The organism is Pseudomonas sp. MF6394 (assembly GCF_002018845.1).
In the GTDB taxonomy this organism is placed as follows: Bacteria; Pseudomonadota; Gammaproteobacteria; order Pseudomonadales; family Pseudomonadaceae; genus Aquipseudomonas; species Aquipseudomonas lactis.
In genome coordinates, this window is sequence record NZ_MVOJ01000028.1 from 72,824 (window position 1) to 96,278 (window position 23,455).

General features: G+C 59.1%; 25 protein-coding genes and 1 pseudogene. 8 read left to right on the forward strand and 18 right to left on the reverse strand.

All coding sequences use genetic code 11. The features are described from left to right. Nucleotides 1-30 precede the first annotated feature (30 nt). From MF6394_RS24335 to MF6394_RS24345, 3 genes are all read right to left on the reverse strand, one after another. Nucleotides 31-1,050: a transporter gene (locus tag MF6394_RS24335; protein WP_069557640.1), complete on the reverse strand. Its 1,020-nt coding sequence runs from the start codon at nt 1,048-1,050 to the stop codon at nt 31-33. A gap of 145 nt (nt 1,051-1,195) precedes the next feature. Continuing rightward, nucleotides 1,196-1,501 carry a PepSY domain-containing protein gene (locus MF6394_RS24340; RefSeq protein WP_014719623.1) on the reverse strand — a complete coding sequence of 102 codons (306 nt, stop codon included), beginning with the start codon at nt 1,499-1,501 and terminating at the stop codon, nt 1,196-1,198. Nucleotides 1,502-1,595: 94 nt separating this feature from the next. Beyond that, nucleotides 1,596-2,723 carry a glycerophosphodiester phosphodiesterase family protein gene (locus MF6394_RS24345; RefSeq protein ID WP_044273186.1) on the reverse strand — a complete coding sequence of 376 codons (1,128 nt, stop codon included), beginning with the start codon at nt 2,721-2,723 and terminating at the stop codon, nt 1,596-1,598. A gap of 232 nt (nt 2,724-2,955) precedes the next feature. Here MF6394_RS24345 and MF6394_RS24350 point away from each other — a divergent pair, with 232 nt between their 5' ends. Continuing rightward, a complete protein-coding gene (locus tag MF6394_RS24350) occupies nt 2,956-3,279 on the forward strand; it encodes a DUF2025 family protein (RefSeq protein WP_032895610.1) in 324 nt (107 codons plus the stop codon). Between the two features lie 568 nt (nt 3,280-3,847). Here MF6394_RS24350 and MF6394_RS24355 read toward each other — a convergent pair. Together MF6394_RS24355 and MF6394_RS24360 are read right to left on the reverse strand one after the other, a co-directional pair. Then, on the reverse strand, nt 3,848-4,168 hold the full coding sequence (locus MF6394_RS24355; RefSeq protein ID WP_047711623.1) for an antibiotic biosynthesis monooxygenase family protein: 321 nt from the start codon (nt 4,166-4,168) through the stop codon (nt 3,848-3,850). Further along, the gene (locus MF6394_RS24360; RefSeq protein WP_078467714.1) at nt 4,165-4,872 is read right to left on the reverse strand and encodes a CTP synthase C-terminal region-related (seleno)protein; all 708 of its coding nucleotides are present in this window, start codon (nt 4,870-4,872) and stop codon (nt 4,165-4,167) included. Before MF6394_RS24360 ends, MF6394_RS24355 begins: the two co-directional genes overlap by 4 nt. A gap of 80 nt (nt 4,873-4,952) precedes the next feature. On the opposite strand from MF6394_RS24360, the gene MF6394_RS24365 reads away from it, so the two are divergent. Then, nucleotides 4,953-5,837 (forward strand): LysR family transcriptional regulator, encoded by an 885-nt coding sequence (locus MF6394_RS24365; RefSeq protein WP_044273615.1) that lies wholly within the window; start codon nt 4,953-4,955, stop codon nt 5,835-5,837. A gap of 25 nt (nt 5,838-5,862) precedes the next feature. On the opposite strand, the gene MF6394_RS24370 is transcribed toward MF6394_RS24365, so the two are convergent. The 3 genes from MF6394_RS24370 to MF6394_RS24380 all read right to left on the reverse strand — a co-directional run bounded on the left by MF6394_RS24370 (nt 5,863) and on the right by MF6394_RS24380 (nt 9,320). Further along, entirely contained in the window at nt 5,863-7,182 is a 1,320-nt protein-coding gene (locus MF6394_RS24370) for a methyl-accepting chemotaxis protein (RefSeq protein ID WP_078467723.1), read from the reverse strand. Nucleotides 7,183-7,444: 262 nt separating this feature from the next. After that, on the reverse strand, nt 7,445-8,503 hold the full coding sequence (locus MF6394_RS24375; protein ID WP_044273616.1) for a diguanylate cyclase: 1,059 nt from the start codon (nt 8,501-8,503) through the stop codon (nt 7,445-7,447). Between the two features lie 187 nt (nt 8,504-8,690). Next, nucleotides 8,691-9,320 carry a TetR/AcrR family transcriptional regulator gene (locus MF6394_RS24380; protein WP_069558634.1) on the reverse strand — a complete coding sequence of 210 codons (630 nt, stop codon included), beginning with the start codon at nt 9,318-9,320 and terminating at the stop codon, nt 8,691-8,693. A 122-nt stretch (nt 9,321-9,442) separates the two neighbouring features. Between MF6394_RS24380 and MF6394_RS24385 the strand changes: the two genes are divergently transcribed. The 3 genes from MF6394_RS24385 to MF6394_RS24395 all read left to right on the forward strand — a co-directional run bounded on the left by MF6394_RS24385 (nt 9,443) and on the right by MF6394_RS24395 (nt 12,984). Continuing rightward, on the forward strand, nt 9,443-10,501 hold the full coding sequence (locus MF6394_RS24385) for an MBL fold metallo-hydrolase (RefSeq protein ID WP_078467715.1): 1,059 nt from the start codon (nt 9,443-9,445) through the stop codon (nt 10,499-10,501). 140 nt (nt 10,502-10,641) lie between these two features. Then, on the forward strand, nt 10,642-11,304 hold the full coding sequence (locus tag MF6394_RS34340; RefSeq protein WP_238597310.1) for a hypothetical protein: 663 nt from the start codon (nt 10,642-10,644) through the stop codon (nt 11,302-11,304). 234 nt (nt 11,305-11,538) lie between these two features. Next, complete coding sequence (locus MF6394_RS24395) at nt 11,539-12,984, forward strand: amidase family protein (RefSeq protein WP_078467724.1); 1,446 nt, start codon at nt 11,539-11,541, stop codon at nt 12,982-12,984. Between the two features lie 7 nt (nt 12,985-12,991). Here the strand turns inward: MF6394_RS24395 and MF6394_RS24400 are convergent, their stop codons facing one another. The 7 genes from MF6394_RS24400 to argH all read right to left on the reverse strand — a co-directional run bounded on the left by MF6394_RS24400 (nt 12,992) and on the right by argH (nt 19,870). Beyond that, on the reverse strand, nt 12,992-13,348 hold the full coding sequence (locus MF6394_RS24400; RefSeq protein WP_078467716.1) for a helix-turn-helix domain-containing protein: 357 nt from the start codon (nt 13,346-13,348) through the stop codon (nt 12,992-12,994). 91 nt (nt 13,349-13,439) lie between these two features. Beyond that, nucleotides 13,440-14,390 carry a hypothetical protein gene (locus MF6394_RS24405; protein ID WP_078467717.1) on the reverse strand — a complete coding sequence of 317 codons (951 nt, stop codon included), beginning with the start codon at nt 14,388-14,390 and terminating at the stop codon, nt 13,440-13,442. A gap of 54 nt (nt 14,391-14,444) precedes the next feature. Continuing rightward, nucleotides 14,445-15,614 (reverse strand): MFS transporter, encoded by a 1,170-nt coding sequence (locus tag MF6394_RS24410; protein WP_069558630.1) that lies wholly within the window; start codon nt 15,612-15,614, stop codon nt 14,445-14,447. A 167-nt stretch (nt 15,615-15,781) separates the two neighbouring features. After that, nucleotides 15,782-16,603, reverse strand: a complete 822-nt coding sequence (locus tag MF6394_RS24415) for an ABC transporter substrate-binding protein (RefSeq protein WP_078467718.1) — start codon at nt 16,601-16,603, stop codon at nt 15,782-15,784. Between the two features lie 25 nt (nt 16,604-16,628). Beyond that, complete coding sequence (locus MF6394_RS24420) at nt 16,629-17,393, reverse strand: amino acid ABC transporter ATP-binding protein (RefSeq protein ID WP_078467719.1); 765 nt, start codon at nt 17,391-17,393, stop codon at nt 16,629-16,631. Nucleotides 17,394-17,417: 24 nt separating this feature from the next. Then, a complete protein-coding gene (locus tag MF6394_RS24425) occupies nt 17,418-18,296 on the reverse strand; it encodes an amino acid ABC transporter permease (RefSeq protein ID WP_044273622.1) in 879 nt (292 codons plus the stop codon). A gap of 146 nt (nt 18,297-18,442) precedes the next feature. Further along, complete coding sequence (argH, locus tag MF6394_RS24430; RefSeq protein ID WP_078467720.1) at nt 18,443-19,870, reverse strand: argininosuccinate lyase; 1,428 nt, start codon at nt 19,868-19,870, stop codon at nt 18,443-18,445. Nucleotides 19,871-20,063: 193 nt separating this feature from the next. On the opposite strand from argH, the gene MF6394_RS24435 reads away from it, so the two are divergent. From MF6394_RS24435 to vapC, 3 genes are all read left to right on the forward strand, one after another. Beyond that, complete coding sequence (locus MF6394_RS24435) at nt 20,064-21,023, forward strand: LysR family transcriptional regulator (RefSeq protein ID WP_078467721.1); 960 nt, start codon at nt 20,064-20,066, stop codon at nt 21,021-21,023. 323 nt (nt 21,024-21,346) lie between these two features. Further along, nucleotides 21,347-21,577, forward strand: coding sequence for a type II toxin-antitoxin system VapB family antitoxin (vapB, locus tag MF6394_RS24440; RefSeq protein WP_034135537.1), 231 nt, complete (start codon nt 21,347-21,349; stop codon nt 21,575-21,577). Beyond that, nucleotides 21,577-21,975 (forward strand): type II toxin-antitoxin system tRNA(fMet)-specific endonuclease VapC, encoded by a 399-nt coding sequence (vapC, locus tag MF6394_RS24445; protein WP_069558626.1) that lies wholly within the window; start codon nt 21,577-21,579, stop codon nt 21,973-21,975. Before vapB ends, vapC begins: the two co-directional genes overlap by 1 nt. A gap of 128 nt (nt 21,976-22,103) precedes the next feature. Here the strand turns inward: vapC and MF6394_RS24450 are convergent, their stop codons facing one another. The 3 genes and pseudogenes from MF6394_RS24450 to MF6394_RS24460 all read right to left on the reverse strand — a co-directional run. After that, entirely contained in the window at nt 22,104-22,751 is a 648-nt protein-coding gene (locus MF6394_RS24450) for an HAD-IB family hydrolase (protein ID WP_044273627.1), read from the reverse strand. A 72-nt stretch (nt 22,752-22,823) separates the two neighbouring features. Next, a pseudogene (locus MF6394_RS24455) lies at nt 22,824-22,997 on the reverse strand (HNH endonuclease); the annotation flags it as partial. A 66-nt stretch (nt 22,998-23,063) separates the two neighbouring features. Beyond that, nucleotides 23,064-23,455: ribonucleotide-diphosphate reductase subunit beta (locus MF6394_RS24460; RefSeq protein ID WP_078467722.1), on the reverse strand; the 392-nt coding region annotated here is incomplete at its 5' end.

Below are 23,455 nucleotides of genomic sequence, written 5' to 3' on the forward strand. Positions count from 1 at the left end.
GCAAGCCAGCTCCCACAATTGGGGCTTATTTCAATTTGAGAATTTGCGAAAGGCCCAACGCCCGGCGATCAGGGTAAAGGTTGCGACCAAGGCCACCAATATCCAGAAGCCTTCCGGGTCTTGAGACAGGGGCACCCCACCCACATTCATGCCAAAAAAACCGGCAATGATGTTGATCGGCAGCGCCAGCACTGTCACCACCGTGAGGGTAAACAGCGTGCGGTTGCTCTGTTCATTAAGGTTGGCGGCGATCTCTTCCTGCAACAGCTTGATGCGCTCGCCCAAGGCGGTCAGGTCGTTGATGATCAGCGCAAATTCCTCGGTGGATTTGCGTAACTCCTTCACGTCTTCCTTTTGCAGCCATTGCGGCGGGCGATTGAGCAGGCGCAGCAGCGAGCCCGGTTCCAGCGCCAGCAGGCGTTGCAGGCGCACCAGCACGCGGCGGGCGGCACCCAGTTCGGCGCGGTTAATGGACAGTCGCGAAGACAACAGCTGATCTTCGATATGGTCGACGCTGATACTGGTCTTGCGCACGATCTGCGTCAGCACTTCGCCCTGGTCGCGCAGCAGGTGCACCAACAGCTCCAAGGGGGAGCGAAAGTGTTCGCCGGCCTTCACCGACGAGCGCAATTTATCCACCGAGTGCAACGGCTGCAGGCGCGCGCTCACCAGCAAGCGGCTGCGGGCGCACACCCACAGCGTGGAAATATCCGACGACACCATGCTGCTGAAGTTGAACACCACATCGTTGACCACCGCCAGCAAGGCCGAGTCCACATGCTCGATGCGTGTGGAGCGCGAGCCCTCGTGCAGGGCTTCAAAAAATTCTTCCGGCAGCGACAAATGCGCCTGCATCCAGCGCTCGCAGGCGGCGTGGGCCAGGTTCAGGTGCAGCCACAGGAATTCTTCTGGGTCTGGCGGTTGCTGCAAGGCGGCGAGGGCTGTGGCGGAATCAATTTGTTGGCCTTTTTCGCCGGGGCGAAAGCGGAAACCGTAAAGCAGGCCAAACAGATCGGAATCCTGGTGGGCGTGGTCGATGCTGTGGTTCATGGCGACTCGCAGAGAAAGGGCCTGTAGGACGTTTCACAGGTTCCTAGGCGAATCATTGCAAGGCGGTATGACGGTTATGTGACGGTTTGAGGCGCGCATAAAAAAACGCGCCACCCGAGGGTGGCGCGTTTTTTCAAGGTTCAACTCAGGTGTCTTGCTTGTTTTCCAGCACGGCACCGGTCTTGGCGTCGAGCTTCACATCCCATTTTTTGCCGGTAGTGTCGGTCAGGTCCACTTCGTAGACCAGCTTGCCCGCTTCGTGATCCAACTCGGTATCGTTGATGGTCGCGCCGGCATGTTGGGCGACGGCGGCGGCGTTGAGCTTTTCGAACGCCATCACTTCACCGGACTTGAGCAGGCTAGGAATCTGGTCCGGACGAACGTCAGCCTGGGCCAGGCCGGCGGTCAAGGTCAGGGCAGTAGCAGCGAACAGGGCAGTCAAAGTTTTCATGGTGTGTGTCCTTCTTAGGTTGAGCTGTTTAAGTGGCGCCAGATTAACCGGCGCAACTTAACTCATCCTTAATGGCTCACTGACACCAACGCTTTTAGTACTTATGGTCGTTGAGCAGGTCTTGCACGCTGGACGACGGCCAGCGCTTGTAGAACTTCAACAGCTCGGCGGCGCGGTTGGTGAAGATGCCATCGACGCCGGCCTTCATCACCTTCTCGAAGTCCACCGGCTCATCCACGGTATACACATGCACCAGCAGGCCCTTGTCGTGGGTCAGCTTGTTCATTTCAGGCTTCACCAGGTCGGTGTAGCTCTGGTCGCCGTGGTCGGTCAACTCTGCCGAGGGGCCGGTGCCGATGGCGCCGAGGCTTTTGGCTTCATCGACCCACTTTTCGAATTCGGCGGCGTCTTTGGGCTCTTGCTTGGCGTAGTAGGCGGCCTTGGTGGTTTCGCCAGACTCGGCGAAGGTCACTTTGGATTTGGGCTCGATACTGCCTTCACCCACCCACAACAGCAGGATTTTCGGGGTATTGGGCATTTCCTTCTGCAGCTCTTTGAGGCTGGCGGTTTCGAAGGTTTGCAGCACCACGCGGCCTTTGCCCTGGCCGACACCGGTGTTGCTCTTGCCCAGCTTGGAACCGGCGGAGCTCAGCCAGCCTTTGTCCAGCAGCTTGTTTTTCAGGTCGGCTTCGATACCCGGGAACTGCTTGGGCTCCTTGGTCTCGATGTACAGGCCGGGTTTGTGCGAGGGGTTGCCTTCGGCGATCTTGATGATGTCGTCCAGGCTCTGAATCTTCAGGCCAACGAAACCAGGGCGCGCGCGGTCCGGGTAGGCGGCGTTGAACCAGCTGCCGGCGTCGAGGGTTTGCAGTTCTTTCCAGGTGAACTCGTTGGCGGGCGCGTCTTTGCGCTCGGGGAACTTGGTGGCGACGTCGGTGGTGCGCTGCAGGTTGTTGTCGTGCAGGGCGAACAGCACGCCATCTTTGCTGCGTTGCAGGTCCAGTTCCAGGTAGTCGGCGCCCAGGTCGCGTGCAACCTTGTAGGCCGCGGCGGTGGATTCAGGCGCGTCGTAGGAAGCGCCACGGTGAGCGATCACGGCAGGATAGGGGATGCCTTCGTTTGTCGCCAATTCGGCCGGGCTGACCGGCTCGGCAGCCTGTGCCTGGCCAAGGCCGAGCATCAGCGCCAGCAGCAAGGCGCTTTTGGAAAACGTGACAGGCATATGCGAAGTCCTTTCGTGGAGGTAACTTTGAGAAGGTGTCCTTTTTAACAATTGATTGCGAACGGCGCTATCACCAAACCGACATTAACGTGCGCACCGGCCAATTTTGTGGACTTTTTTGCAGGGCGTTGCAGTATTCTTACGGGTAGCTGCCCCGTCAGAGGGCGGTATTTTTTGCCACGCGTGTAAACCATCTTTCCAGTCCCTGTGGGACTTTTCAGTGAGGTTTACCATGCGCATCACTTCCGAGCTTATCTGCCAGGCCGCCGACCAACTCCAGGGATTTGTCGGCCTCAACCGCAAGACCGGCCAGTACATCGTACGTTTCAGCGAAGACTCATTTGGCATGGACGTGGCTGATGACGGCATCATCCCTACAGCCGAGTTCGTCTGGCTGCCGGCCGCCGACCACACCATGACCCTGTGCCGAGCGCGCCTGCAGTTGTTGCTCGACCAGAATATCGACGACCGCATCAACATCACCGAGCCGCTACGCGTGTATATGCGCCGGGTAGAGATCCCGCAGATCAGCGCGTTGCGTAGTTTGGTGAGCTAGTCGTCCGTCATTTTGCAAGCGATGACGAGCAAATGTGGGAGCTGGCTTGCCTGCGATGGCGGCCTGCCAGCCGACACTTATCTACCTGACACCCCGCGGTCAAAACTGTGGGAGCGGGCTTGCTCGCGAAGGCGGTCTGGCAGTCAACACAGTTGGACCGGGTACATATCCGTTATTTAGGCAACGGCCACTTAGGGTTCCGCCCTGACGGCGGCTCACTTTCGAAAAGCGCGAAAGTAAGCAAAGCGCTCTTGCCCCACCACTCGGCACCTCGCTTAGGCTCGGTGTGCCCGTAATCCGCCAGTGATTTGGGGGGCCGCCGCCACGCGCCATCCATGGCGCGGGGCGGCTAAACCGGCATCCCTGCCGGTTTACCCCCCAAATCCCTGTCGAATTCCGGCCAGCGTGGTTTAACGGGGCGCCTGAGATCAAGATCACAAGCAGATCAAGAGCAAGATCAAGAGCGGCTCGCTTCGCATCGTGGTTACCGTTGGCTGCTACAACCTACAAGATTGTGTAGATACCTGTGGTCATCGCAGGCAAGCCAGTTCACACAAGGGGCAGTATTTCAAGTGGGGAAGGTGTAGGCCCGCTCTACCTTGCACACTCGCGTGTGAAACGCCGCATACCAAGTGGCCCGCCCTTGCTCGCGCACCTGCCGATGCTCGGCCTGCTGTTTCCAGGCCAGGATCGCCGCCTCGCTGGTCCAATAGGACACGGTGATTCCCAGCCCATCCTCCCGCGCTGATTCCACCCCCAGAAACCCCGGTTGTTGCCTGGCCAGTTCCAGCATACGTGTGGCGGCTTCGCCATAACCCTGATCGCCATCCGTACGCAGCGAGCTAAAAATCACCGCGTAATACGGTGGGGCGGGTGTCTTGGCGATCATGCCGATACCTCCTGGCAGGCGTTGAGCAGCGCAATCGCCAGCGGCGGCGTGATGCCCTTGAGCGCGGCGCGTTCGGGCTGGAACAGGGTGGCGACGAAGAACGGGTGGTCGAGCAGTTCCACCGCGCGCAGGTCGCCCGCCGAATCGTGGCCGGTGGGGATCAGGTTGGCTTGCAGCAGGGCGTCGGCGAAGGTGGGGTTGATGCCGTAGCGGCAGCGGTATCCTTCGTGGATAGCCAGGCTGCCGTAGGCCTGGGCAATGCGCGTGTATGGGGCCAGGCGCACGGTGTCGCTCACTTCCACCAGGGAGCAGTCCAGCGGCGTGATGACGGCGCGCTCAGCATCCGGTACTAATTCGCCGTGCTGGGCATCGGCCCAACCGAGCACGTTGCGGGCATATTCCAGCACGGCATGTTGAAAACCGCCGCAGGTGCCGAGGAAAGGGCGACCTTGTTCGCGGGCAAAACGGATCGCCCGCAGGGCGCCGTCGACATCGCGATAGGGGCTGCCGGGTACGCACCAGAAGCCGTCAAAGTCGTGCAGGGCAGAAGTGCAGGTGAGGGTGTCGGTGGTCAGCCATTGCACCTGGACACTCAGGCCCAGAGCGTCGGCGGCCTGTTGCAGGGCCACGGGAATGGCCTGGTGGGCGGTCACATCGGGGTGGTAGTCACCGATCAGGGCAAGGTGCAGCGCGGGGGTTGGCATCGTGTACGTCCCATGGCTTGTGGTGGGTTGATACCCACTATAGATTGGCGCTCACGCAATCAATATTGGCGTTTGCCCACATGTTCAATGCAGCCACGCACTATCAAATCGACTACGCTGACCTGTCATTGATCCTGGCGCTGGTGCGCGGCGGCACTCTGGCGCGGGCGGCGGCGTTGCTGCGGGTGGATGTGTCCACGGTGTTCCGTGCGGTGCGACGGCTGGAGGCGGCGCTGGGCCAGACCCTGTTTGAAAAAAGCCGTGCCGGTTATTTGCCCACCAGCCTGGCGAGCAACCTGGCACAACAGGCCGAGCGTGCCGAGCAGGCGCTGGAGGCGGCGCGCATTGGCGTGGAGCAGGGCGGTGAAGTGATCAGCGGCACCGTGCGCCTGACCTGCACCGACTCGGTGTTGCAAGGCTTGCTGTTGCCGGCCCTCGCGCAGTTCATGCCGGCCTACCCGGCGTTGACCCTGGAACTGAGCACCTCCAATGACTTCGCCAACCTCAGCCGCCGCGATGCGGATATCGCCCTGCGCCTGACGAAGGCGCCGCCAGCGCATCTTGTCGGACGCTGCCTGGGGCCGGTGACCTATCAGGTGTGTGCCAGTGCCGACTATGCGCGCCAGCACCCAGGCCATGACTGGGCCGACCTGGCCTGGATCGCGCCAGACGACTTTTTACCCGATCACCCCACCGTCATCTGGCGTCGTGAACATTTGCCGGGCGTGCGTCCCCGTTATCGGTGCAACAGCATGCAGTCGGTGACCGAATTGGTAAGGGCTGGATTGGGCGTGGCGGCACTGCCGGATTTTCTCATGGGCGATGGCCTGCAACCGCTGGGCCCTGCGCTGGCAGGGCACGATACGGCGCTGTGGTTGTTGACGCGGCCTGATTGCCGGGCGTTGCGCTCGGTGGTGACGCTGTTTGATGAGCTGGGGCGGCATGTGCGCTGGCTGCGAAGTTAACCTCCAGACAGCCAGCGCCAATGGGTCAGCGATTACCTCGCTCGTTCGCAAACGCGCTCACCGCCTGTACCGCCTCGCCGGTGCCTTCGCGAATCTGCAGGATCACCGTGCCGGCCTGGTTGGCCAGTTCCACACCCTGGGCGGCGCGGTCGCGGGTGGCGTCCATGCTGTCGATGGCTTGGCGGGTTTCGTCCTGGATCATGGCGATCATGCCGGAGATTTCGGCGGTGGAGCCGCTGGTGCGCGCCGCCAGTTGCCGTACTTCATCGGCCACCACGGCAAAGCCACGGCCCTGCTCGCCGGCGCGGGCGGCTTCGATGGCGGCGTTGAGGGCCAGCAGGTTGGTCTGGTCAGCAATGCCGCGAATGGTATTGACGATGGCGGTGATCTGTTGCGAGCGCTCGCCCAGCTTGGCGATCAGTTGCGAAGAGGTGTCGATATCCACGGCAATTTCGCGCATGCCGGTGGCGGTTTTCTGAATCACCTCGGCGCCTTTTTCCGCCATCTCCTGGGTGTTCAACGACAGGTGATAAGCCTGTGCGGCGCTTTGTGCGTCGGCGGCATGCTGTAGCACGCGGGCGGTGACGTCCGAGGCGAACTTCACCACTTTGCACAGGCGCCCGCTGGCGTCGTACACCGGGTTGTAGTTGGCTTCCAGCCACACCACCTGGCCGTGTTTGTCCACCCGCTCGAACTGGCCATTGAACAGCTCGCCCTGGTTCAAGCGCTTCCAGAACTCGCTGTAGGCCGCACTGTTGGCCAGCTCGGGCGTGCAAAACAGGCGATGATGCTTGCCCTGGATCTGCGCCAGGCTGTAGCCCATGCGCTGCAGGAAATTGCCGTTGGCGGTGATGATGGTGCCGTCGAGGTTGAACTCGATCATCGCCATGGCGCGGTCGATGGCTTCGAGCTTGGCGTTGGCTTCGCTTTCGGCCTGCAGGCGTGGGGTGACGTCCATGGCGTATTTCACCACTTTGATCACGTTCCCCGCTTCATCCCGTACCGGGTTATAGCTGGCTTCCAGCCACACCGAGGCGCCGTTGGCGCCTACTCGTTCAAAGGTGCCCGACTGGAATTGGCCGTTGCGCAGGTGTGTCCACAGCTGGTTGTAATCCGCGCTGCGGGCGAACGCCGGGGTACAGAACATCCGGTGGGGCTGGCCCAGGATCTGTTCGGCGCGGTAACCCATGGTCTTGAAGAAGTTGTCATTGGCGCGCAGCACGGTGCTTTGCAGGTCGAATTCGATCACGGCCATGGAGCGCTCAATGGCGTCCAGCAGGCTGGTCTGTTGGGCAAGGCTGTGTTGCAGGGTACTGATGGTTTTCTTGTGAGTGTGAAATAGCATGGTGGAGGGCTCGGGCATGCAAGCGTATGCGGGGTCCATGTATTTGCGCCTGACCCCGTAGGGCCCCTGGCCTTACGGTTGACTTGCTCATTGCCAGCTTCCTGATGCTGACAGAGGGGGTGGAACAACGGTCTCAGAGTGATCAATCGGCCTGGAAGTTCGCCCATCAGGCAGGACTATTTTGGCCAGGCGACCAATGGCAGCATTATGCTATTGCAGCAGGTGGACGGAGCAAGATTCGGACGAGTTGTCATCAGACAACTCAGGCTGAATGAGCGGCCGTGCATTCGCTGACCTTGACGCGGTTGCGGCCGCTGTTTTTGGCGGTGTACAACGCGCGATCCGCCGCATCGAGCCACATGACCGCGTCCTTGAACGACGGGTGGAAATCCGCCAGGCCAATGCTCAGGCTGACGCGCAGGTCGGGGATCTGCGCATGACGATAGCCGCTGAAGGTTTCGCGTAGATGTTCCATCACCTGGGCAGCGGCGTGCAGGGGCATTTTCGGCAGAATCACACAGAACTCATCGCCGCCGTAGCGGCCGGCCAGGTCTTCTTCGCGCAAGTGTTCGCGCAGCGCTTGGCTCAACTGGCGCAGTACCGCGTCACCGACGGTGTGGCCATGCACGTCGTTGATGTGCTTGAAGTGGTCGATATCGATCAAGGCAATGGTCGCTTGGCCCTGTTGCTGCTGGCACTTGTGAAACTTGAGGTTGAGCAGGTCTTTCCATGAACCATGGTTGAGCAGGCCGGTAAGGCTGTCGACGCGGCTCAGGGCGCTGAGGGCGCGTTTGTGCTCCGACAGTTTGATCGCCAACTGGTAACAGACCATGCCGATGGCCATCGGGTAGAGCGTCAGCATCGGCAGGCAGGTGTAGACCTCGGTGAGGCTGACGCTGGGGTCGAACTTGACGCCGAACAGACCCCAGGCCACCGCGATACCGGCCGCCTGTGCCAGCAACCCGCGCAGGAACAGGCGTTTGCCACCGGCTGCGACGTTGTTCATGGCCATCATCGACAGAATGGTCACCGCTGTCAGTGGTGAAAACTGGGCGGCAGCGGCCCAGAAACCGCCCAGCACCGAGTCATACAGCAGGTTGCGTTGTTCGGCCTGGTAGGGAAACGGCGAGTGGGTGGAAATCAGGTACGCCACGTGCGGCCAGGCAATGCCGTTGAACAACAGCAACGCCCAGACCCAACCGGGCATCGACAAGGGATACAACGCGCCGATCACGCTGATGCTGCCGATACCCAGGCCGATAATCCTTGGCGTGTAGATTCGCCTGGCAAATGAAAGCCCTTTGCCTCGTCTGTTTTCCATAGTGTCCTGGGTCAACTTTTTTTGCGGGTGCAACAGCACGCGTCAACGGGCAGAGCCGGTGGTCGGATAAGAAAGGTGAATTGTCGATTATTCCCGTGGGATTAATCAGTGTCCTTCCAGGCCATTTGCGCAAAACAGCGGGTAAATACGCCAGAAACGACCTTAAATGTCGCGCCTGCAACAGGGCTTACTGGGGCGGGTGCTGCGTGCTGGCTTCGTAACCGGCGAGAAACAGGTCGATGGCCGATTCGATGACGTGGGCCTGTGCGACAAGGTCGAGGGTGGGCTGGCCGAGGGTGATTTGCGGCCAGAACGCAAAAGCCTTGAGCAGGCTTTGGATCTGATGGGCAGCGAACGCCGGGTCGGTGCAGGTGAGGCGGCCATCTTCCTGAGCGGCGCGTACCCATTGGGTAAAGCCTTCTTCCCGTGCGCTGAGGCGGTTGACCATGTCTTGCGCACGCTCCGGCGAATGGATGGTGGCAGCAATGGCCACGCGTGCCAGGTCGAGGAAGTTGGCGTCCGACATCATCTGCATTTTCGCTTCCAGCAACGTGCGCAGTTGGTCGCGCAGGGGGCGGTCGCTGGTGTAGATCACGTCCAGTTGGGCAACACTGCTGGCCCACAACTGGTGGAGGATCTCGGCGAACAGTTCTTCCTTGCTAGGGAAATGGTTGTACACCGTGCGCTTGGAAACGCCCGCAGTGGCGGCGATTTTGTCCATGCTGGTGACCTCGAAGCCGTTCTCGCGAAATTCGGCAATCGCCGCCGCCACGATGGCTTCGCGTTTACGCTCGGTGAGGCGTTTGGGGGCAGTCATGGAAGGCATTCGACTCAACAATGAAATTACACCGAGCAGTTTACTTGCTCCGGATTTTGTTGCAATCTAGAAACTACACTGTGCAGTGTAATACTTGAGCGGACCGCAGGAGTCACTTCGTCATGGCCACTATTTCAACCCGTCTCGACCCTGCGCCCTCGGCGCCCAAGCCTGCCGAGCAGGGCCTGGGGCACTTCAGCAACGACGCCCCGGTGCAGCACGGTGGCTTGGGCAAGACCCTGCGTATTTTCTGGAACATGCTGTTCAACAAACCGCGCACCACCCGGCCGGTGGGGCAGATTCCGGTACAGCCACTGACTCGCGAGCAGTTATTGGCCGCACCTGATCACAGCGTGTATCGCCTCGGCCATTCAACGGTGTTGCTGAAAATGCGCGGTAAATTCTGGGTCACCGACCCGGTGTTTGCCGAGCGCGCCTCGCCATTTCGTTGGGCCGGCCCCAAGCGTTTTCATCAGCCGCCGATCAGTCTTGAAGAGCTGCCAGCGCTGGAAGCGGTAATCCTTTCCCACAATCATTACGACCATCTCGACCGCAAAGCAGTGGTCCAATTGGCCGAAAAGACCCGCTACTTCCTGGCGCCCTTGGGCGTGGGTGACACGCTGGTCAAATGGGGCGTAGACGCCAGCAAAGTGCGCCAACTGGAGTGGTGGCAGGGCACCGAAGTCGATGGCGTTCGTTTTGTCTGCACGCCGGCCCAGCACTTTTCCGGGCGCGGCCTGTTTGATGGCAACCAGACACTATGGTGCTCCTGGGTGATGATCGACGACACGCGACGTATCTTTTTCAGTGGCGACACCGGCTATTTCGACGGTTTCAAACGCATCGGCGAGCAATACGGGCCGTTTGACCTGACCCTGATGGAAACCGGCGCTTACAATGTTGATTGGCCCCATGTGCACATGCAGCCTGAGCAGACACTGCAGGCGCATATCGATCTGAAAGGGCGCTGGCTGCTGCCGATTCATAACGGCACCTTCGACTTGGCCTTCCACGCCTGGCACGAACCGTTCGACCGCATCATGGCCCTGGCCTGGGATCGCAATGTCTCGATCACCACCCCGGCAATGGGCCAGGCATTTCGCTTGATTCAGCCCGAGCGTGGGCATGCCTGGTGGCTGGAAGTGGAGCCTCAACCGGTTAACGAACACGCAGCAGGCTGAGCCGAAAACCCGCTTGGAAAAGAGTTTTTCAGCGGATTTCAGCTCTGCGACAAACGCCAAATGAGAGTGCGATGATCCCGCGGGAATTTTATCTCCGGGAGGACGTTTCGATGGACAGCCACTGTAAGAAGCTTTGGAGAATGGGGTTGCCTTGCGCCCCAGCCCAGCCACTGCCCGCGCCAATAAACGCCGCCGACGTGCCCGCTTCACCACCCCATGCAGCCCCCACTTCTATTGTCTTTGGCGCCGAACAGGCTGCGGGCGCCACGCTCGTCCCTGGGTATAACGCCCTGGCGCCCCATATACGGCCAGTACGTGACCCGGCGCTATCACTTGTCGCCATCAGCGGCGTGGACCCTACCGAACCGGTAATGGTCGAAGTACCGCTGGTATTGAATAACACCACCTTCACCGCCACGCAGGCGTTGACGGGCTATCGGATCGGCTATGCCGAGCGCTATGTGCAGGGCAATCAGGTAGAGCCGGTTGAGCGCAGCGCGGCTTTGCAGCGGGTTTTCGACACCCTGCGTCACGCCGGTGTGCAATGGGTAGCGGTGGACATGCAGCGCAGTGGCGACAGTCAGCAGGCCTGTCGTGAAATCGATGAACTGGTGGCAGGTCTTCGCCTGGATGCCCTGGTGTCGGAGGACCCGGAAGCCGCCTTCCATCACGCCTCCAGAAGCGGATACCCCACGGCGTGTGAAACCCTGGAGGATGGCTCCCGAGTCTGGTTTTACGGCGCGCGCTGGGCAGGTGATCGTTTGGCGGCACTGGTGCGCGCTTACCGCGTGCTTCGGCCATAGACGGTATAGATGCCTACACCGGGCTGGGAAGGGTAGGACGCGGTGGCAGGATTCGCCTGAAATAACCGTGGGGTGTCGGCTCTTAGACTGGTGCGGTGTTATCGGCAGATAGCGCTCACACTCAGTCAAAAAGAGGGGCATTTGATGATCGGACCAGTTTCGGCAGGTGGATGGGCGACAGGCCTGCTTCAGGAGCTTTCAAACCCTGTGCAAGGTTTCAAAAGTGCCTGCCAGATGTCAGTGGAGATGGGCCAGGGAGGCGGCGTCACCTCAGAGTCACTGTTGAAGGACTCGCTCAAGCAAATTGCCAATATTGATCGCGGGCTACAGGGCGGCAATGCATTCTTGGAAACCAACCCGGATGCCCTCAGTGAGGCGAAGGCCCGCGATAAGGAGCGTGCCGATGGCCGTGTTCGCGGGCATTTGCATGGTGTGCCGATAGCGCTGAAGGATGTCTTTGAAACCAACGACCGCATGCAGACCAGCGCAGGCTCAAAGGCTTTGGTGGGCGCGCCGGCCACTAAAAATGCCAAGGTCGTCGACAATTTGCTGAAAGCCGGAGTGGTGATTGTAGGCAAAACCAATATGAGTGAGCTGTCCAACTTTCGCTCACTATCACCTGCCGATGGCTGGAGTTCCCGAGGTGGCCAGACGTTGAACCCGCATCGACTTGGCGGGCCGGTGGCAGGCTCCAGTTCTGGCTCGGCAGTAGCTGTAGCGCAAGGGCATGTGCCGGTGGCGTTGGGGCTGGAAACCAACGGCTCGATCATCAGCCCGGCAGCCCACAACGGTGTGTTTGGCCTGAAAACCACGACGGGCCTGGTCAGCACCGAAGGCATCATGACCAGCACCCGCATGGATGCGGTGGGGACTTTCACTCGCAATATCTGCGATGCGGCAGAAGCGCTTAACGCAATGACCGAGACCACTGTGTATACCAAGGGCCTGCGTTCCGACGCCTTGAAGGGTAAGCGAATTGGCTATACCCCTTTACCTGAGCTGTCTGCTGAGGAGGCCAAGGACCCAGCCAAGCGAGCAGACCGCAAGCACTATGAGCAGGCGCTGGAGGTATTGAAGGCCCAGGGTGCGATCCTGGTGCCAGTGGAGGCGCTGGAAGATAGCGTGTCAGATGAAGCTTTTGAAGCATATAACGAAGCGCTTTTCTCCGAGGTCAAGCAGCAACTGGACGACTATCTCGCCGGGCGGGAGGGCTTGCCGGTCAAATCACTTTCTGAGCTGATCGCTTTTATCAAACGCACGCACAAAGCGGGTGAGCCAGACCGGAAACTGTTGGAAATGATCAATGACCTGGAGACCACCCCGCAAAAACGCGAGGCGTTGTGGGAAGCGATCCTTCCTGTATTTCAGAAAACCGTTGATGACCCCATGAAGGAGCACAAGCTCGACGCCATGGTGTCGAACTTTCTGTCCCACAACTATTTTTACAGTGCTGCGGCCGGGTACCCCGGTATATCCGTTCCATCAGGCATGGATGATGAAGGCATGCCGACAGCACTTTATTTTTATGGCTCCGGCAATAGTGAAGCCACCTTGCTCTCTGTCGCCTATGGTTATGAACAAGCCTCGCAGGCCATCCGAGAACCGGCTTTTCTCCCAGGTATTCCTTTTACGCAAACACCAGCCAGTCCAGATAAAACGGTTGAGGCCACCAACGGCTGAAATTGAGTCAGCCTCTGCTGGTTGCCACTGTTGAACCCATCAATTGAGAAATGAGGCCTTGCACAGAAGGTTGCGTCGCCGGGGTATCAAACCGGCGCGCACTCATCCCCCACCCCGGTGCGAACCCCGGGAAAAACACCAGCCCTTCGGCCTCCAGGCGAAACGCCAGGATCAAACGGGTTTCATCGTCCACGTCGCCGTGGCCTTCCAATTGCTCAATTGCTGGTACCGCCACGCCAGCCTGGCGAGCCAGCTCTTCGCGGCTCCAGCCCAGCATGACGCGCGCCTGCGCGCAGTGTTTGGCGGTGAATTGATGCAGGACGATCTGTTGTTCTACGAAAGAACTCATTGCCAGAGAGGACATGGGGTTTTCTCCAGGTTCGACAGGGGAGGTGCAACTATACTGTGTTTTTGTACAGTTGTTTCTACCGCTCATCCACTGGCGATGCAACCCCTTATGATTCCAGCGCTGGCGCCTCACGAATAATCAGGTGGTCCAGGTTCTCGATCCTGGCGCTGAATACCCCGAACGTTTGCTCGGGGTTTTTCTTACTGGGCACCTGCATAAGCTGCGGTGTGACCCCATAGAAAAAGCAATACAGCGGCCGTTCACTGCTGGCCGCCGCCTTGATCTGCTCCAGGAATGCCGTGCGCTTGCGGTAGTTTTCGATAAGCTTTTTGCTCAGGTAGACGTTCACCGAATAAGGCTTCTTGTCGAGCCACACCTTCTTCTCGAAGTCGATGCGAAAGCTGCTGGTGTAGTCCTTGATGGCCTTGATCTTGCCCCAGTAGATCAAACCCTGGTTGTCTTGCAGGTATTCGATCCTCTTGAAAAATGCCCAGTAGGTCGCCGTGTGCTCACCGATCTTCAAGGGCATGGCCTTGAGCTTGTCCTTGTCATCGATGTTGGACACGTAGCACTCCACCGGGTGTGCGAACACGCTGGTTTTGTCCGGGGTTGTGTCATTACTGCCGGAGGATGTCGACGCGCGGTTTGCAGGCACTTTCGTCGGTTCTTGCAGGGCGCTTGCGTCGTTGCCGACTACCGGCGTTTTAGGCGCGTACAGTCGACGCGTCAGCACAAACTCCGATGGGAAATTTTCCTCACGCTCGTCATCACTTTCACCCGTCGCCGATTTATGGCTGCCGGCATAGCGGCAGCCATCGATATGCCGAGTGCCGGGTTTGTTCTTGAAGTGCGGCGTGCGCTGGTAGTTGACGTTCTTGGCGTTGAAAGTGCTCAACGCATTGGTGCTATCGAAGGCCGCGCGGCAGGCGTCGTTGGGGCACAGAAAGCTGTCCTTGTCGGAATCGAAGCCGGTGGTTTCGTCGAAATTCAGGTCTCGCACGTCATAGATCGACAGCTTGTCGTCGAGACTCAGGCTGTAGGCCGTGTCGAATTTCATGGGGCTCGGGTCCGTCAGAGGTTTGGCTATTAATAGCCGGATCTTGGGTAAATATCAGCAAGAACCTGCCACGCGGCGCCCGCTCAAGAAACACAGGGTGCCGCCTATGGCAGTGAGTGCGGCCAGGGCAAAGAACATGCTGGTGGGTGCTGCGTTGATCAGCAGGTAGCCGCAAATCACCGGACTCATGGCCCCGCCAAACGCGGCCAGGTTCTGGGCACCGTAGTAACTGCCCCGTAGTGCATCCGGCGCAATGGTGTCGATAAACAGAAATTCCGAGGGGTAAATGATCATCTCGCCCAAGGTGAACACGAACATCGCCAGGCACCAGCTCAGCAGACTGTTCGCCTGGCTGAAGCCGACCAACCCGGCAATAAACAATAAGGTACCCAGCACGATCCAATGGCGCAGTTGCTCGCGCTTGAGGAATCGACCGATTTGGTACTGCATCAAAATCACGGTGATGGCGTTGCAGGCCAGCACCGCCGACAGAATTTTCAGTGCCTGGTCGGGTGTGTAGGCCACTAGCAAAAACTGCGACAGATACAGGGTGTAGCGCCCATGGACGATGGTGCTCAACAGGCTGCCGCTGGTGAACAGGATCAACGTGCGGTCGCTGCGCAAGGTGCGCAGGGTGCTGAGAAAGCTCTGGGGTTTATGACTGTCGTCCCGTTGAGTCGGCGCAATACCGATCATCAGGAACAGGCTGCCAAAGGCAATGGCACTGGCAATCAGGAACGGCGCCCACGGCAGTTGGCCAGCAATCAATACGCCCAACATCGGGCCGGTCGCATAGCCCACATTGGTCAGGGTGTAGCGCAGGGAAAACACTTTGGCGCGCTCACCCACCGGCAGGTTCTCGCTGATGATTGCCTTGGAGCCGATCAGGAACAACGCCGACGCGGCTTCAGTGATGACCAGGGTCAGGGTGGTGAGGTAGAGGTTGCTGGCAAAGGTCAGCAACAAAAAACCGATGGAGCTGGAGAGCATGGCCAGGATCAGCAGCTTGCGCTTTTCCAGGCGGTCGATGATGTAGCCGCCGTACAACCCCAGGAGCGTGGCGATAAACACGGCAATCCCCATCAGCAGGCCGATGTCCTGCTGGTTGAGGCCCAGGCGTGTGCTCAGCCAGAGGGCCAGCAACGGGCTGGTCATGGCGCGGCTGACCACGATGGTCACCGAGCAGATCATCAGGCGACGGATTACCAGGGAGTAGGTGGCCACAGTGGGGTGGGATCCTTGTTATACCTTCACGACAACACAACTTAAATGTGAACACAGAACCAGTGTGGGAGCTGGCTTGCCTGCGATAGCGGTGGGCCAGTTTGCATCGTCATTGGCTGAACCACCGCTATCGCAGGCAAGCCAGCTCCCACAGGGTTTTGCAGTGTTTACTGGCCTGCGTTTATGCTGATCTTCTCGACCGCCCCCTGCTCCAGATCCCACTTCTTCAGGATCTTGCCGTACGTCCCATCATCAATCATGCCCTGCAACGCCTCACTGATCGCCGCGACCAACTCGGTATTGCTCTTCTCAATCCCAAGCCCGGTGAACTGCTTGGAAATCGCCAGCCCCACCGGCTTGTACTTACCCTTGTCCAACGACATCAAATAAGGAATGGTCTCGCTGCCCTGCATCGCCGCATCCAGGCGGTTTTGCTGCAACTGCGCGCGGGCATCTGCCGAGCCTTCGGTGCCGATCACCACGATTGCCGGCTTACCCGCCGCTTCGCAGTTTGCCTTGCTCCAGGCGGTAATTTCCGACGGCCAGGTGGTGCGGCGGCTGGTCCCGACTTTTTTACCGCACAGGTCGGTCAATTCCTTGATCTCTTCACGCTTGGCCAGTGTGTACAGCTGTGGGCCGCTGGTGAAGTAGTCGACGAAGGTCACGGCCTTCTGGCGCTCGGCGGTGTCGGTCATGCCTGACAGCACGATGTCCACACGCTTGGTGGTCAAGCCGCTGAGCATCTGCTCGAAGCCGGTTTCCTGCCACTTGATCTTCACGCCCAGGCGCTCGGCGAGGGCGTTGCCCAGGTCGAAGTCAAAACCGGTGAGTTTGTTGGTGGCCGGGTCCTTGAAGTCCATCGGCGGGTAGTTCGGCACGATGGCCGCGCTGATCTCACCCTTGTCCTTGATGGCTTGCGGCAAGGCTGCCAATACACACGAGGAGGCCATCAGGCCTGCAAGCAAGGTAGGGATAAACATCTTTTTCATGGGGGCGTTCTCGTTAGTTTTTTAGTTAAGTGCGAACGGCAGAAATAAAGCTTTGGGTACGCGGGTTTTGTGGGCTTATTAGAATGTCTTCGGGGCTGCCGGCTTCCACAATCTGGCCGGCGTCCATAAACACCATGCGGTTGGACACTTCGCGAGCGAAGCCCAATTCATGGGTGACCACGATCATGGTCATGCCGGTGGTGGCCAAATCGCGCATCACCGACAGCACTTCGCCTACCAGCTCTGGGTCGAGGGCTGACGTGGGTTCGTCAAACAGCATCAACTTGGGGCGCATCGCCAAGGCCCGGGCGATTGCCACACGCTGTTGCTGGCCACCGGACAATTCCACCGGGTAGGCATTGCGCTTGTCCGCCAGGCCAACGCGGGCCAGCAATTCCAGCGCATCTTCGATGGCTTCCTTGGGCGAGCGCTTGAGCACCTGGCACGGGCCTTCGATGATGTTTTGCAACACGGTCATGTGCGGGAACAAATTGAACCGCTGGAACACCATGCCGGTGGCCAGGCGCTGGCGGGCGATCTGCGCTTCGCTCATTTCGTGCAGCTTGTTGCCGACCACCCGGTAACCGACCAGTTCGCCATCGACCCACAGGCCGCCCTTGTCGATTTTTTCCAGCTGGTTGACGCAACGCAGCAGGGTACTTTTGCCCGAGCCGGACGGGCCGATGATGCACATCACCTCGCCTTGCTCGACCTCGATATTGATGTCACGCAGGGCGTGATACTGGTCGTAATACTTGTTCAGGTTGACGGCCTTGACGATGCTTCTCATGGGGCAAATCTCCTCAACCCAGACTTACGAACGCTTGCCGGCGCCGCGGGCAAAACGACGCTCGAGGCGGCTTTGACCAAATGAAAGAACAGTCACCACCGCCAGGTACCAGATGCCCGCCACAATCAGCAGCTCCATCACCCGGGCGTTGGCGTAGTAGATGTTTTGCGCGTTGTGCAGCAGCTCGGAGTACTGGATCACACTGGCCAGGCTGGTCATTTTCACCATGCTGATGAACTCGTTGCCGACCGGCGGGATGATCACGCGCATGGCCTGCGGCAGAATGATCCTGCGCAGCGCCTGCAGGCTCGGCATGCCGATGGACTTGGCCGCCTCGTACTGGCCTGTGTCCACCGACAGCAAGCCAGCCCGCACCACCTCGGCGGTGTAGGCGCCCTGGTTGATGCTCAAGCCGAGCAGGGCGGCCACGAAGGGCGTCATCAGGTCGACGGTGTCGATGCTGAACAGGCCCGGAATCGCGATCACCGGGAAGATCAACGCCAAGTTGAACCACAGCAGCAACTGCAAAATCAGCGGTGTACCGCGAAACAGCCAGGTGTAGGTGATGGCCACGTAACGCAGGATCGGGTTGGCCGACATGCGCATGATCGCCGTGATCACCCCGATCACCACGCCCAGCGCCATCGCCAGGATCGACATGACGATGGTGTTCACCAGGCCCCACAGGATGGCTTGCGATGTGAGGAACTGGCCAATGTAGGACCATTCGATCTGGCCATTGGCAAACGCGCGCAACAGCGCCGCCAACACAATTACGATCAACGTGGCAAAAAACATCCGCCCGTAATAGCGCCGCGGGACATGCTCGTACTGCGTGATATCGAACTGGTTCTCGGACAACTTGCGCTCGGCTTCCAAGCGCTCTGCTGGGGTTTGGCTCATGCTGCTACTCCAAATGCTGTACACAACCGCCCACTGTAGAAGCGAGCTTGCTCGCGAGAATCGTCAACGCTAACGCGGGCAACCTGACACCCCGCATTATTTTCGGGTGCTTCGCGAGCAAGCTCGCTCCTACAAAGTGAGCGCGTTCAAATTCTGAAACCGGTGTAGGTGTCGGCCCATTGCTGCTGAGCGACCAGTGCCGTCTTCAACCGCCCAATCTGCTCCTTCACCCGCTCCGGCGCCGTGCCACCCCAGCCACTGCGCGCCGCAATCGCCGCCTCCAGGGTCAGGCAATCGCGCACGTCCGGGGTGAGCCGCCCATCCACCTCGGCCAACATCGCCGGCGAGGCTTGCCACAACTCAATCTCATGCTGCTCACAAGCCTGCACTAGCGCGCCGGTTATTTCATGGGCCTCCTTGAACGGCACCCCACGGGTGGCCAACCAATCCGCCACCTCAGTCGCCAAGGTAAAACCCATCGGAGCCTGGCGTCGCAACTCCTCTACCTGCACCTTCATGGTCGCCACCATCCCGGCCATCGCCGGCAACACCAGCAGCAAGGTGTCCACACTGTCCAACACGCTGTGCTTGTCTTCACTCAAATCGCGGTTGTACGACAGTGGCAACGACTTGAGCGTCGACATCAGCCCGGTCAGGTTGCCGATCAAACGCCCGGCCTTGCCCCGCGCCAGTTCGGCAATGTCCGGGTTCTTTTTCTGCGGCATGATCGAACTGCCAGTGGCGTAGGCATCGTCCAACACCACCCAGCGAAACTGGCGCGATGACCACAGGCAAAACTCCTCCGACAGTCGCGAAATATTCACCCCGAGCATGCCCGCCACAAACAGGAACTCCGCCACATGGTCACGGCTGGCGACAGCGTCGATGGAGTTTTCACACGGCCCGGTGTAGCCCATTTCCTTGGCCGAGTGCTGCGGCTGACGTGCTATCGCAGAACCTGCCATGGCGGCCGCGCCCAATGGCGACAGCGCCGTACGCGCATCCCAATCCACCAGGCGCTGCACATCGCGCAGCATCGACTGTGCGTGAGCCAGCAAGTGATGGGCGAACACAATGGGTTGCGCCTGCTGCAAATGGGTAAAGCCCGGGCAGATGCTCTGCACATGTTGCTCGGCCTGTTCAACCAACGCCTGCTGCAAGCCCAACACCTCGGTGGCGATGGTGCGCGCATGGTCACGCAGGAACAGGCGCAGATCGTTGGCCGTCTGGTCATTGCGCGAGCGCCCGGCGCGCAACTTGCCGCCCAGGGCACCGAGGCGCTCGGTCAATACGCGTTCGATAAAGGTGTGCACGTCCTCATCATCCAGGGTGGGATGCAGACGACCGGCGGCGAAATCCTCACCGATATGGTTTAGGGCCTCGAGAGTGCGTAGGGTTTCTGACTCATCCAGCAAACCGGCGCGCTGCAACTCACGGGCATGGGCGCGGGAGCCGGCCAGGTCGTAGGGCGTCAGGCGAAAATAACGCTCAGGGCAACGCGACAACGCGGCCAATGCCGCAGACGGACCGGTCTTGAAACGAGCGCCCCAAAGGCGGTCGGTGGGCTGGGACATGGGTGTTCCTCACGCTTGTTTTTAGAAGAGTCGGAGGCAGTTTCAACAGAAGTTTATCGGTGTAGAACCGGCATCTGACGCGCCGTATTCAAGGTTGCCAAGGGCGGATGTTTATGTTCATTATCGCCGCCTGGCTATGTTCAAGGATTGGGTTCAAGCCTGTTGAATATGGCACTCGAGGTCAACGCGCATTATGGAAACCCCACTTTCCACTTCTGGAAACCTGCCGCCAAAACCCGGCACCCGAGCACCGCTGCAACTGAGCGGGTTGGACTTCAAATTACTGCGGGTATTTATGGCCGTGGTCGAAGCCGGCGGCTTCAGTGCTGCGCAAAACGAGTTGAACGTGGGCCTGGCCGCCATCAGCAAACAGATCTCCGACCTGGAGATTCGCATCGGCATGCGCCTGTGCACACGGGGCCGCGAAGGGTTCGGGCTGACCGAAGAAGGCAAGTTGGTGTATCAGGCCTCCATCGAGTTATTTACCTCGGTGGACAGTTTTCGCGACAAGCTTAGTTCGGCGCAGAATGAACTCATCGGCGACCTGAGTGTGGGCGTTATTGATAACACCGTCTCCGACGTTAATTCCCCACTGATTACCGCCCTGGGCAACTTACATCGCCAATCGCCAAAAATAAGAGTGCGCCTACACGCCTCGCAATTGGACGAAGTTGAACGTGGCGTAGTGGAAGGGCGCCTGGTCGCCGGCATCGTCCCGGTGTACCAACGCCGTGAAGAATTCGACTACTTCCCGCTCTACGAAGAAAAGGCCCACGCCTACTGCGCTGTAGGGCATCCACTGTTCACCGCGAGCGACATCACCCCCGATGCCCTTCGCCAATATGAAGTGGTGAACCATCGGTATGCGATCCATCGCGACAAGGCCAACTTCGTCAACCACGACAGCCAGTCCGCCTCGGCCTCACAAGTGGAAGCCGTCGCCATCCTGATCCTCACCGGCCGCTTCCTGGGCTTTCTGCCAGAACACTACGCCACGCCACTGGTAAGGGAAGGACGCCTGCGCGCACTGTGCCCGGAGCAGGTACAGCTGAGCACCGCGTTCAACCTGATCCTGCGTCACAACGCGCCGAGAAGCCCGATGGTAAAAGCCTTTGCAACAGCGTTGGGTGTAGACCTGAAGACGCCGGCCTAAGCCTCAACAAAGCTCAAATGTGGGAGCTGTCGAGCCCCAGCGAGGCTGCGATGGGGGAGCACCTCGGTCGCCCGTCGATCTACAAACCCGTATCGCTAGCTTTTTCGAAGCGAGAAGTGGATTTTTTTAACGAATTTCAATACTCATTACTATTTTTCGCGACCGCAGAGGATGATAGGTCTGTTTCATGAAGGCCGTGAGCGCCTTCATGCTTGGCTTGCCGAAAATCAACGTTCAACCAGTAACGAAATGTATATCCCATTGACATATCCATTTCGTGGTGTAGCGTTGCGTAATCACACGACCACTGGAGGTAGGCCAATATGGATCAAGGTTCTGTATTTCAAAGCAACCGCAGCCAAGCTGTACGTTTGCCAAAGGCAGCTGCGCTGCCGGATGACGTAAAACGTGTAGATGTCGTCTCAATCGGTAGGGCCCGAATCATCACCCCAGCCGGTGAGTCATGGGACAGCTGGTTCGATGGCGAGGGTGTCACGCCGGATTTCATGAACGACCGAGATCAGCCTGCTGACCAAGAGCGGGAATCTTTTTAATGCTCAAGTTCATGCTCGATACCAACATCTGTATCTTCACAATCAAAAACAGACCTCAGCAGGTGCGCGAAACCTTCAAAAAGCACTATGGCCAACTAGCTATCAGTACAGTAACCCTGATGGAGCTGATTTACGGCGCGGAAAAATCACCTAACCCAGAGCGAAACTTGGCTGATGTCGAAGGCTTTGCAGCACGTCTGGAAGTTTTGAAATACGACCAGGATGCCGCTATGCACACAGGCCAACTTCGCGCTGAGCTAGCGAGAGCTGGTACTCCGATAGGTTCATACGACCAGATGATCGCTGGGCATGCCCGTTCGCAGGGCCTGATTATGGTCACTAACAACCGGCGCGAGTTCGACCGCGTGCCAGGTTTGCGGGTAGAAGATTGGGTGTAAGCGGCGAGGTAAAATGCCGTACCGAATACGGTTTACGCACCACGCCGATCCAAATGTGGGAGCTGTCGAGCCCCAGCGAGGCTGCGATGGGATCGCATCGGTTCACCCGCCAACCCCGCCCACTCGCATCACCGCTGCAACCGAGCCCGCTTTTTCTTCTTCGCATGAAAATGCCGAAAATGCGCATCCTGCGCCGCCGCCAACAACTCCCGGTCTCCACGCGTATCGCCCCAGGCCCTGAGCCGATACTCCCCCAGGTCGCCGTACACCGCCTCAAGCCGCAGCACCTTGTTCTCACAACGGCAATTATTCCCGGTGAGCTTGCCGGTCAGCACCCCATCCACCACCTCAAGCTCAGTGCCGATCAAACGAATGCCGAGCCGGTCGGCAAACGGCTGCAACACCAACGCCGGCGACGCCGAACACAGCGTCACCACCGCCCCGGACTTCACCTCATCCGCCACCGACTGCAAACCGCTCGGGCGCATCAACTTGCTCCAGCGCGCCTGGCAATATTCCTGTGCTTGCTGCTCAACCCAAGCCTTCTTCACCCCGGTCATAAAGGTGCGAATCAACTGCGCCTTCAACTCATCCCGGCTGATCTGCCGCACCAAAAACCGCAGCCCCGGCACCGCCAGCTTGACCATCCGGCCATAAAACTCACCGGTGCCGAAGGCAAACTTGAGGAAGGGCACGAAACTGTCGTGGTGGGTGAGGGTGCCGTCGAAGTCAAAGACGGAAAGTACTTTGGCGTCTGCGGGGCCGGCTTCGAGCATGTCTGGGTTCACGGGTTGGCCTCGGTCCTATCTAATAGTTTTTAAGCTGACATCAGCTGTGACAACGGGAGTCTACTCCCGTGCCAATCTTCCAATCTTGGCGTAAAGCTCTTCGGTGAAAGCTTCCCGATCACTTGACTGGTGACAACGCTGATAGCAATTGGGGCACAAGGCTACAGCATTGGGGTTGCGATCCGAACCCTTCCGGGCCAGGTGCTTGACGTGATGTACTTCAAGAAATGGCAAATTCCTTTTTCACCGACGAAAAAAAGCCCTGAACATGTCAGGGCTTCCTTTAGTGCTTAATCTGGATCAATCCCAGCTCAACGCCCCACCCGTCTGGTACTCGATCACGCGGGTCTCGAAGAAGTTTTTCTCTTTCTTCAAGTCCATGATCTCGCTCATCCACGGGAATGGATTGGTGGTGCCTGGGTACTCTTCCTTCAAGCCAATCTGCGTCAAACGACGGTTAGCGATGAATTTCAAATAATCTTCCATCATCGCCGCATTCATGCCCAACACCCCACGCGGCATGGTGTCGCGCGCATATTCGATCTCCAGCTGCGTACCCTGCAGAATCATCTGGGTCGCTTCTTCCTTCATCTCGGCATCCCACAGGTGCGGGTTTTCGATTTTGATCTGGTTGATCACGTCGATACCGAAGTTCAGGTGCATCGACTCATCGCGCAGGATGTACTGGAACT

Bases quoted from the DNA above. Each gene is read 5' to 3' on its own strand.
- MF6394_RS24405 (WP_078467717.1), bottom strand. From the start codon at position 14,390: ATGAAATTCGACACGGCCTACAGCCTGAGTCTCGACGACAAGCTGTCG.
- MF6394_RS24375 (WP_044273616.1), bottom strand. From the start codon at position 8,503: ATGGAAAACAGACGAGGCAAAGGGCTTTCATTTGCCAGGCGAATCTAC.
- MF6394_RS24450 (WP_044273627.1), bottom strand. From the start codon at position 22,751: ATGCTCGAAGCCGGCCCCGCAGACGCCAAAGTACTTTCCGTCTTTGAC.
- MF6394_RS24345 (WP_044273186.1), bottom strand. From the start codon at position 2,723: ATGCCTGTCACGTTTTCCAAAAGCGCCTTGCTGCTGGCGCTGATGCTC.
- MF6394_RS24350 (WP_032895610.1), top strand. From the start codon at position 2,956: ATGCGCATCACTTCCGAGCTTATCTGCCAGGCCGCCGACCAACTCCAG.
- MF6394_RS24355 (WP_047711623.1), bottom strand. From the start codon at position 4,168: ATGATCGCCAAGACACCCGCCCCACCGTATTACGCGGTGATTTTTAGC.
- vapC (WP_069558626.1), top strand. From the start codon at position 21,577: ATGCTCAAGTTCATGCTCGATACCAACATCTGTATCTTCACAATCAAA.
- MF6394_RS24340 (WP_014719623.1), bottom strand. From the start codon at position 1,501: ATGAAAACTTTGACTGCCCTGTTCGCTGCTACTGCCCTGACCTTGACC.
- MF6394_RS24385 (WP_078467715.1), top strand. From the start codon at position 9,443: ATGGCCACTATTTCAACCCGTCTCGACCCTGCGCCCTCGGCGCCCAAG.
- MF6394_RS24360 (WP_078467714.1), bottom strand. From the start codon at position 4,872: ATGCCAACCCCCGCGCTGCACCTTGCCCTGATCGGTGACTACCACCCC.
- MF6394_RS24435 (WP_078467721.1), top strand. From the start codon at position 20,064: ATGGAAACCCCACTTTCCACTTCTGGAAACCTGCCGCCAAAACCCGGC.
- MF6394_RS24335 (WP_069557640.1), bottom strand. From the start codon at position 1,050: ATGAACCACAGCATCGACCACGCCCACCAGGATTCCGATCTGTTTGGC.
- MF6394_RS24370 (WP_078467723.1), bottom strand. From the start codon at position 7,182: ATGCTATTTCACACTCACAAGAAAACCATCAGTACCCTGCAACACAGC.
- argH (WP_078467720.1), bottom strand. From the start codon at position 19,870: ATGTCCCAGCCCACCGACCGCCTTTGGGGCGCTCGTTTCAAGACCGGT.
- MF6394_RS24425 (WP_044273622.1), bottom strand. From the start codon at position 18,296: ATGAGCCAAACCCCAGCAGAGCGCTTGGAAGCCGAGCGCAAGTTGTCC.
- MF6394_RS24400 (WP_078467716.1), bottom strand. From the start codon at position 13,348: ATGTCCTCTCTGGCAATGAGTTCTTTCGTAGAACAACAGATCGTCCTG.
- MF6394_RS34340 (WP_238597310.1), top strand. From the start codon at position 10,642: ATGGGGTTGCCTTGCGCCCCAGCCCAGCCACTGCCCGCGCCAATAAAC.
- MF6394_RS24415 (WP_078467718.1), bottom strand. From the start codon at position 16,603: ATGAAAAAGATGTTTATCCCTACCTTGCTTGCAGGCCTGATGGCCTCC.
- MF6394_RS24420 (WP_078467719.1), bottom strand. From the start codon at position 17,393: ATGAGAAGCATCGTCAAGGCCGTCAACCTGAACAAGTATTACGACCAG.
- MF6394_RS24395 (WP_078467724.1), top strand. From the start codon at position 11,539: ATGTCAGTGGAGATGGGCCAGGGAGGCGGCGTCACCTCAGAGTCACTG.
- MF6394_RS24380 (WP_069558634.1), bottom strand. From the start codon at position 9,320: ATGACTGCCCCCAAACGCCTCACCGAGCGTAAACGCGAAGCCATCGTG.
- vapB (WP_034135537.1), top strand. From the start codon at position 21,347: ATGGATCAAGGTTCTGTATTTCAAAGCAACCGCAGCCAAGCTGTACGT.
- MF6394_RS24365 (WP_044273615.1), top strand. From the start codon at position 4,953: ATGTTCAATGCAGCCACGCACTATCAAATCGACTACGCTGACCTGTCA.